We start from the raw sequence: 7,139 nt of genomic DNA on the forward strand, positions 1-7,139 counted from the left end.
GCCGCGCCGCCCGGTGCGGCCCTTCCGCGAGCGTCGGCGCGCCGGTCGCCGCCTGCACGGCCGCCGCGGCCGGCGAGTGGTCGCGATGCGTATGGGTGACCAGGATGTGGGTGACGGTCTCGCCCCGAACGGCGTCGAGCAGCGCCTGGATGTGGCGGGGATCGTCCGGCCCCGGATCGACGATCGCGACCTTGCCGCGCCCGAGAATGTAGCTGACCGTCCCCTTCCAGGTGAACGGGCCCGGATTGTCGCACAGCAGCCGCCGCACCCCCGGTGCCACCTCCTCCACCTGCCCGGCCGGCAGGTCGAAGCTCTTGTCGAAGACGATGTCGTTGCTGCTCATGCGGGGGTCCTGTCGCCACGGCGCCGCGCCGGACGGTCGAACCGCGGCGCGCCGGCTGACGTAAGCGGTCGCGGCGCAGATGCCAAGGGATTCCTGAGCGTGCGCCGGTCTGGCAGGATGCCGACTCGCAGTGCGCCCGTCCTCCCCCCGTGGTGATCCATGCTCGCGCGAAAATCTCTTCCCGCCGGCGCCCTGATGGTGCTGGTCGCCGGTTTCGCCGTGCTGTTCGTCGGCGGCGGGGCGCGGTTCGCGATCGGCCTGACGCTGAAGTCGGTGGTCGACGACCTCGGCTGGGGGCGATCCGAGCTCGGCGCCGCGGTGGCGCTGTTCCAGGTGGTGTCGGCGACCTGCATGTTTCTGGCCGGCCGCCTCTCCGACCGTGCCAACCCGCGCCTGGTGCTGGCCGGCGGCCTGCTGGTCGCCGGGCTCGGCATCGGGGCCATGAGCGTGATGGCGGCGCCCTGGCACGCGCTGCTGCTCTACGGGGTGGTGTTCGCGGCCGGCAACGGCGCCGCTTCGCTGATCCCGGTCAGCGTGCTCGTCACGCGCGCCTTCCCGGCCCGCACCGGGCTCGCCAACGCCGCCGTGACGGCCGGCATGAGCCTCGGCCAGCTGGTGATGATCGCCGCGCTCGCCGCCGTGCTGGTGGCGATCGGCTGGCGCTCGGTGTTCCTGTGGCTCGGCGCCGCCCATCTGGTGCTGCTGCCGCTGCTGTTCGGCGCGATCCGGGGCGGCGAAGGCGGCGGCGAAGCGCACACGAAGCGGGCCGCGCAGGGCCTCTCGATCCGCCAGGCGGCCCGCACGAGGCCGTTCTGGGCGCTGCTCGCCGTCTACGCCATCTGCGGGCTGGACGACTTCTTCGTCTCCACCCATGTGGTGGCGTTCGCGCAGGACCGCGGCCTCGACGCCTATCTGGCCGGCAACCTGCTGGCCGTCATGGGCCTCACCTCGCTGCTCGGCGTGATGGCGGCCGGTGCCTGGAGCGACCGCGCCGGGCCGCTGTGGCCGGCGGCCGCCTCCTTCGTGGCGCGGATCGCGGTGTTCGGGCTGATCATGGTGGACCAGTCGACCCTGTCGGTCGCGGTGTTCGCGCTGGTGTTCGGCGCCACCTTCACGGTGACGGCGCCGCTCACCGTGGTGTTCGTCGCGACGCATTTCGGCAGCCGCCATCTCGGCGGGCTCACCGGCCTGATCACCATGGTGCACCACATCGCCGGCGGGCTCGGCGCCTGGCTCGGCGCCATCAGCTTCGACCGGCTCGGCGGTTACGACGCCGCCTTCGCGCTGATGTTCGGCTCCAACCTGCTCGTCCTCCTCGTGTTGCCGCTGCTGCGGCCGCGCGGCGAATGAACCATCGCCTCAATGGATCTCCGGCTCGGCGGTCGGCGCCGTGCCGGTCAGAAAATCGAAGTCGCAGCCTTCGTCGGCCTGGCCGACATGGGCCGAGTACATGGCACCCCAGCCGCGCTCGTAGCGGGGCGGCGGCGGGGTCCAGGCGGCGCGGCGGCGGGAGAGCTCCTCCTCGCCGACATGCAGGTGGATGCTGCGCCCGTCGGCGTCGATCTCGATGCGGTCGCCGGTCTGCACGAGCGCCAGCGGGCCGCCGACGAAGCTCTCGGGACAGACATGCAGGATGCAGGCGCCGTAGCTGGTGCCGCTCATGCGGCCGTCCGAGACCCGCACCATGTCGCGCACGCCGGCCCGCAGGAGCTTCTTCGGGATCGGCAGCATGCCCCACTCCGGCATGCCGGGGCCGCCCTTGGGACCGGCGTTCTTCAGCACCAGGACGTGATCGGGCGTGACGTCCAGATCGTCGCGGTCGACGGCGCGGGCCATCTCGTCGTAGCTCTCGAAAGCGAGCACCGGGCCGCAGTGCTTCAGCAGCCGCGGGTCGGCGGCCGGCGGCTTCATCACGCAGCCGCGCGGCGCCAGATTGCCGATCAGCACGGCGGTGGCGCCGGCGCGCGAGACCGGATCGGCGAGCGTGCGGATGATGTCGGGCCGATGCACGCGGGCGCCCTCCAGCACGGCGCCGAGCGGCTGTCCCGACACGCCGACGCAGGACAGGTCGAGCGCCTCGCGCAGCTCGCCCATCAGCGCCTTCAGGCCGCCGGCATAATAAAAGTCCTCCATCAGCCACTGGCCGGACGGACGGACATTGGCCAGCACGGGAATCTCCCGCGAGATCTGGTCGAAGCGCGCCATGTCGATGGTCAGCCCGGCGCGGCGCGCCATGGCGACCAGATGGATGATGGCGTTGGTCGAGCCGCCCATCGCCATGTGGACTTTTATCGCGTTGTCGAAGGCCGCGGACGACAGGATGCGGGCGGGCGAAAAATCCTCCCACACCATGTCGACGATGCGCCGTCCGGAAGCTGCGGCCATGCGGGAATGCGAGGCATCGACGGCCGGGATCGACGACGCACCGGGCAGCGTGAAGCCCAGCGCCTCGGCGATCGCCATCATGGTGGCGGCCGTGCCCATCACCATGCAGGTGCCGAAGGAGCGCGCGATGCCACCCTCGATCTCGGTCCACTCGGCCTCGCCGATAGTGCCGGCGCGCTTCTCGTCCCAGTACTTCCACGCGTCGGCGCCGGAGCCGAGCGTCTCGCCGCGCCAGTGGCCGCGCAGCATCGGCCCGGCCGGCACGTAGATGGCCGGCAGGCCCATGCTGATCGCACCCATCAGCAGGCCCGGCGTGGTCTTGTCGCAGCCGCCCATCAGCACGACGCCGTCGATCGGATGGCTGCGCAGCAGCTCCTCGGTCTCCATCGCGAGGAAGTTGCGGTAGAGCATCGCCGAGGGCTTCACGATCGGCTCGGCGAGCGACATGGCCGGCAGCTCGATCGGCAGGCCGCCGGCCTGCAGCACGCCGCGCTTCACGTCCTCGGCGCGCTCGCGCAGATGACCGTGACAGGGGTTGATGTCGCTCCAGGTGTTGACGATGCCGATCACCGGCTTGCCGACCCAGTCGGCCGAATCGTAGCCGAGCTGGCGCAGCCGCGAGCGGTGGCCGAAGGAGCGCAGATCCGAGACGCCGAACCAGCGATGGCTGCGCAGCGTCTCGGGAGTTTTGCGATGAGATGTCACGGGAACCCGGCGGGTCGATGAGGAGGCCCCAACCGTAGCCCCGACGGAGCGAAGCGCAATCCGGAAATCCCACCGGGAGTCCCGCATCCCGCTCCGCCTCCGTGCGGACGCGTGATGCGGCCGCTCAATCCACGCTGGCGCCGGAGAAGCGGACGACCTTCTCCCACTTCTCGGTCTCGTCCTTCATCACCTTGCCGAAGTCTTCGGGGGTGCCGACCATCGGCGCACCGCCGAGCTCGGCGAGGCGCGCCTTCAGCTTGGGATCGGCCAGGGCCTGGTTCACGGCGCGGTTGAGCTTGGCGATCACGGCCGGCGGCGTGCCCTTGGGGGCGCCGATGCCGAACCAGGCGCTCGCCTCGTAGCCCGGCACGGTTTCGCCGACGGTCGGCACGCCCGGAAGCTGATCGGACGGCTTCTCGGTCGTCACCGCGATGGCCCGCAGCTTGCCGCCGCGGATGTGCTCGATCGAGGACGGCAGGTTGTCGAAGATCACGTCCACGGTGCCGCCGATCAGGTCGGTCAGCGCCGGCCCGGCACCGCGATACGGCACGTGGGTCATCTTGATGCCGGTCATCGCCATCAGCATCTCGCCGGAGAGATGCACCGAGGTGCCGTGGCCGGACGAGGCCATGTTCACCTTGCCGGGATTGGCCTTCGCGTAGGCGACGAACTCGGCCACCGTCTTGGCCGGGAAGTTGGGATTCACCTCCATCACGTTCGGCACCCGCACGATGCCGGCGACCGGCGCGATGTCGCGCAGGAAATCGAACGAGAGCTTCTTGTAGAGGGTGGCGTTGATGCCGTTCGCCGGATTGACGAGCAGCAGCGTGTAGCCGTCCGGGGCCGAGTTCGCCACCAGCTCGGTGCCGATATTGTTGCCGGCGCCCGGCTTGTTCTCGACGACGAACTGCTGGCCCATGGCCTCGGAGAGATACTGGCCGACGATGCGGGCCACGATGTCGGTGGTGCCGGCCGGCGGATACGGCACGATCCAGCGCACCGGCCGGTTGGGATAGTCGCTCGCCTCGTCGGCGAGCGCCGTGCCGCCGACAACGAGGCTCGCGACCATCGCGAGCGCCGCCATGCCAGATCCGAAACGTCCGAGAACCCGCATTGCCTTCCTCCTGTGCGGCGCACTGCGCCATGCCTCACGGGCCGATTCGCCGGCTCTTTTCTGCAATCCTAGGCGGCGTCACGCGTGACGAACAACCAACCCTTCGTCGAAGCGTGAACGACCGGTGATCACGGAAGCGCAAGTCGTCGCAGTCGGACGCGCGCGCGTACGACAGCGGACAGTCGGGCGACTGCGGCGGGCCATGGACGCTCCCTCGATGCCGCGGTCCGCTGCTGCTCGCATTCGGCCGGGCGTTCTTTTGCTTGGTCACGAAGCTTATGCGTGCGTCCGGCTCGCCGGCAAGATCTCTATGGGCCGCGACGGGAGCAGAAACAAAAAAGGCCCCCGCGGAGCGCATCCGCGGGGGCCTTATCGATGATCACCAGGTCGTCTGATCCGCCGTCAGGCGGCGACCTCGGGGGTCGCCAGGGCCTGCCGCAGGCTCTTCGCATCGAGGAAGACCGACTGGGATCCGGCGTTGACCAGATCGGCGCGGGCGAACAGGCCGGTCAGCATTCCGACGGAGCGCATGTGCGCGGCGTGTGCCGCCTCCGCGTCGTAGGGACTGTGGCCGACCAGAAGCGCGTCGCCGGGCTGGCGGATGCCCAGCTTGTCGAGCGCGGCGGCGATCAGATCGGGATGCGGCATGCCGCGGGCGACGTCCTCGCCCGAGACCACGACCTCGACGAGATCGTCGACGCCGAGCAGCGTGCGATAATGCGCGACCTCCTCGGCACCGCCGGTCGAGACCAGTGCGATCTTCGCACCACGCGCGACGAGCTCGCCGATCAGCTCACGTACGCCGGGGAAGGCCCGCAGCGTCGGCAGCACCTCGGTCGCCCAACGCGAACGATACTTCGCGAGGATGAACTCCTTGTTCTCGCGCGCCGCGCCTTCGGGCAGCAGGCGATCGAGCAGATCCTCGGAGTCCATGCCGTGAAAGCGATGCACGTCGGCGGTGCGGAAGACCTGGCCGAACTCCGCCAGCGTCTGGAGCCAGCAGTTCACCGACGGCAGAACGGTGTCGACCAGCGTGCCCTCGACGTGAAACACGTAGGCCTTCGCCTCCGCCAGCGAGCCGGCGGTGCGCGACCTGACGGCGAGATGCCGGACCACCGGCCTCCTCGGCTCCGTCGTCGTTGTCTGATTGCTCTTGTTGGCGGCGTTCATCCAGCCGCGTCGACGAATCCTGCGCGCAACAGCCATGCGTTCCCTCGTCCGCTCCCCCGCCCTGAAGATTGATGAGTTCACTGGCGATGCGAGGAGCGGAACCCCGCATGTACGACCCGGCGATACTCCGACAGACAACCGTCTCGGGCCGTCGGGGTTCCCCGGAACGACGATTATTTTCCCTTCACACGGGCTCTCGATCTTGAATTCAAATGCATTTTATCAAATCAGGAGCACTGGAGCACCGCAGCGCCCTGCAGCCGTCCGGCCTTCAGATCGGCCAGCGCGGCATTCGCGTCGTCCAGCCGATAGCGCGTCACCCGGGTGCGCAGGGCGAGGCGCGGCACCACCGAAAAGAACTCTCGTGCGTCCTCGCGGGTCAGATTGGCGACCGAGAGGATCTGCCGCTCCTCCCACAAGAGCGCGTAAGGAAACGACGGGATGTCCGACATGTGGATGCCGGCGCACACGACCCGGCCGCCCTTGCGCACCGCCGCGAGCGCGGCCGGCACCAGCGCGCCGACCGGCGCGAAGACGATCGCGGCATCGAGCGGCTCCGGCGGCGGCTCGTCGGCGGCTCCCGCCCAGGTGGCCCCGAGCGTGCGGGCGAACGCTTGCGACTCGGTGTCGCCGCGGCGGGTGAACGCGTGAACGCGCCGCCCCTGCTGCACTGCGACCTGCGCCAGGATGTGGGCGGCGGCGCCGAAGCCGTAGAGGCCGATCGCCCCGCCGTCACCGGCCCTGCCCTGGCCCGCCATCCGATAGCTGCGCCAGCCGATCAGGCCGGCGCAGAGGAGCGGCGCGATCGAGCAATCGTCCATGCCGTCCGGCAGCGCAAAGCAGTAGCGCGCATCGGCGACCGCATGGGTCGCGTAGCCGCCGTCGCGCGTGTAGCCGGTGAAGCGCGGCGCGTCGCACAGGTTCTCGCGGCCGTCGCGGCAATACGGGCAGGTGCCGCAGGTGGCACCGAGCCACGGCACGCCGATCCGCTGCCCCTGGTGAAAGCCGGCCACGCCGTCGCCCAGCGACAGCACGCGGCCGACGATCTCGTGCCCCGGCACGACCGGCAGCACCGGATGCGTCAGCTCGCCGTCGACGACATGGAGATCGGTGCGGCACACCCCGCAGGCCGAGACCGCGAGCAGGATCTCGCCCGGGCCGGGCCGGGGCACCGCGCGCTCGCGTAACACCAGCGGCGTGCCGGGCCGCTCCAGCACCATGGCGCGCATCGTCTCGCCCGGCATCGCGACCTCCGGGATGTCTTCTGATGCTCCGGAGGTGACACTGGCGGGGACGCGGTGCAAGGGGCGGCTCGCTGTATCCACCCTCCCCTGGAGGGGGAGGGTCGGGCGCGAGCGCAGCTCGCGATCGGGGTGGGGTGAAAACCCCACGCACCGGAGACGCTGTCACGCCCTCCCGGAC

At 70.3% G+C, this 7,139-nt stretch carries 6 protein-coding genes; 1 reads left to right on the forward strand and 5 read right to left on the reverse strand.

Going from position 1 to position 7,139, the window contains the following annotated elements:
• A partial coding sequence (locus tag CH341_RS35800; protein ID WP_245430977.1) for an MBL fold metallo-hydrolase occupies positions 1 to 343 on the reverse strand: 343 nt, incomplete at its 3' end.
• Positions 344 to 502: 159 nt separating this feature from the next.
• On the opposite strand from CH341_RS35800, the gene CH341_RS10000 reads away from it, so the two are divergent.
• Positions 503 to 1,693, forward strand: coding sequence for an MFS transporter (locus CH341_RS10000; RefSeq protein WP_111418890.1), 1,191 nt, complete (start codon positions 503 to 505; stop codon positions 1,691 to 1,693).
• A 9-nt stretch (positions 1,694 to 1,702) separates the two neighbouring features.
• On the opposite strand, the gene araD is transcribed toward CH341_RS10000, so the two are convergent.
• The 4 genes from araD to CH341_RS10020 form a co-directional block, all read right to left on the reverse strand.
• Positions 1,703 to 3,433: an L-arabinonate dehydratase gene (gene araD, locus CH341_RS10005; protein ID WP_210208241.1), complete on the reverse strand. Its 1,731-nt coding sequence runs from the start codon at positions 3,431 to 3,433 to the stop codon at positions 1,703 to 1,705.
• Between the two features lie 124 nt (positions 3,434 to 3,557).
• Positions 3,558 to 4,517 (reverse strand): Bug family tripartite tricarboxylate transporter substrate binding protein, encoded by a 960-nt coding sequence (locus CH341_RS10010; protein WP_245430978.1) that lies wholly within the window; start codon positions 4,515 to 4,517, stop codon positions 3,558 to 3,560.
• Between the two features lie 432 nt (positions 4,518 to 4,949).
• The gene (locus CH341_RS10015; protein WP_170149564.1) at positions 4,950 to 5,663 is read right to left on the reverse strand and encodes an HAD family hydrolase; all 714 of its coding nucleotides are present in this window, start codon (positions 5,661 to 5,663) and stop codon (positions 4,950 to 4,952) included.
• 281 nt (positions 5,664 to 5,944) lie between these two features.
• Positions 5,945 to 6,946, reverse strand: coding sequence for a zinc-dependent alcohol dehydrogenase family protein (locus CH341_RS10020; RefSeq protein ID WP_111418902.1), 1,002 nt, complete (start codon positions 6,944 to 6,946; stop codon positions 5,945 to 5,947).
• Positions 6,947 to 7,139: the final 193 nt, after the last annotated feature.

This window comes from Rhodoplanes roseus, from assembly GCF_003258865.1.
GTDB lineage: Bacteria > Pseudomonadota > Alphaproteobacteria > Rhizobiales > Xanthobacteraceae > Rhodoplanes > Rhodoplanes roseus.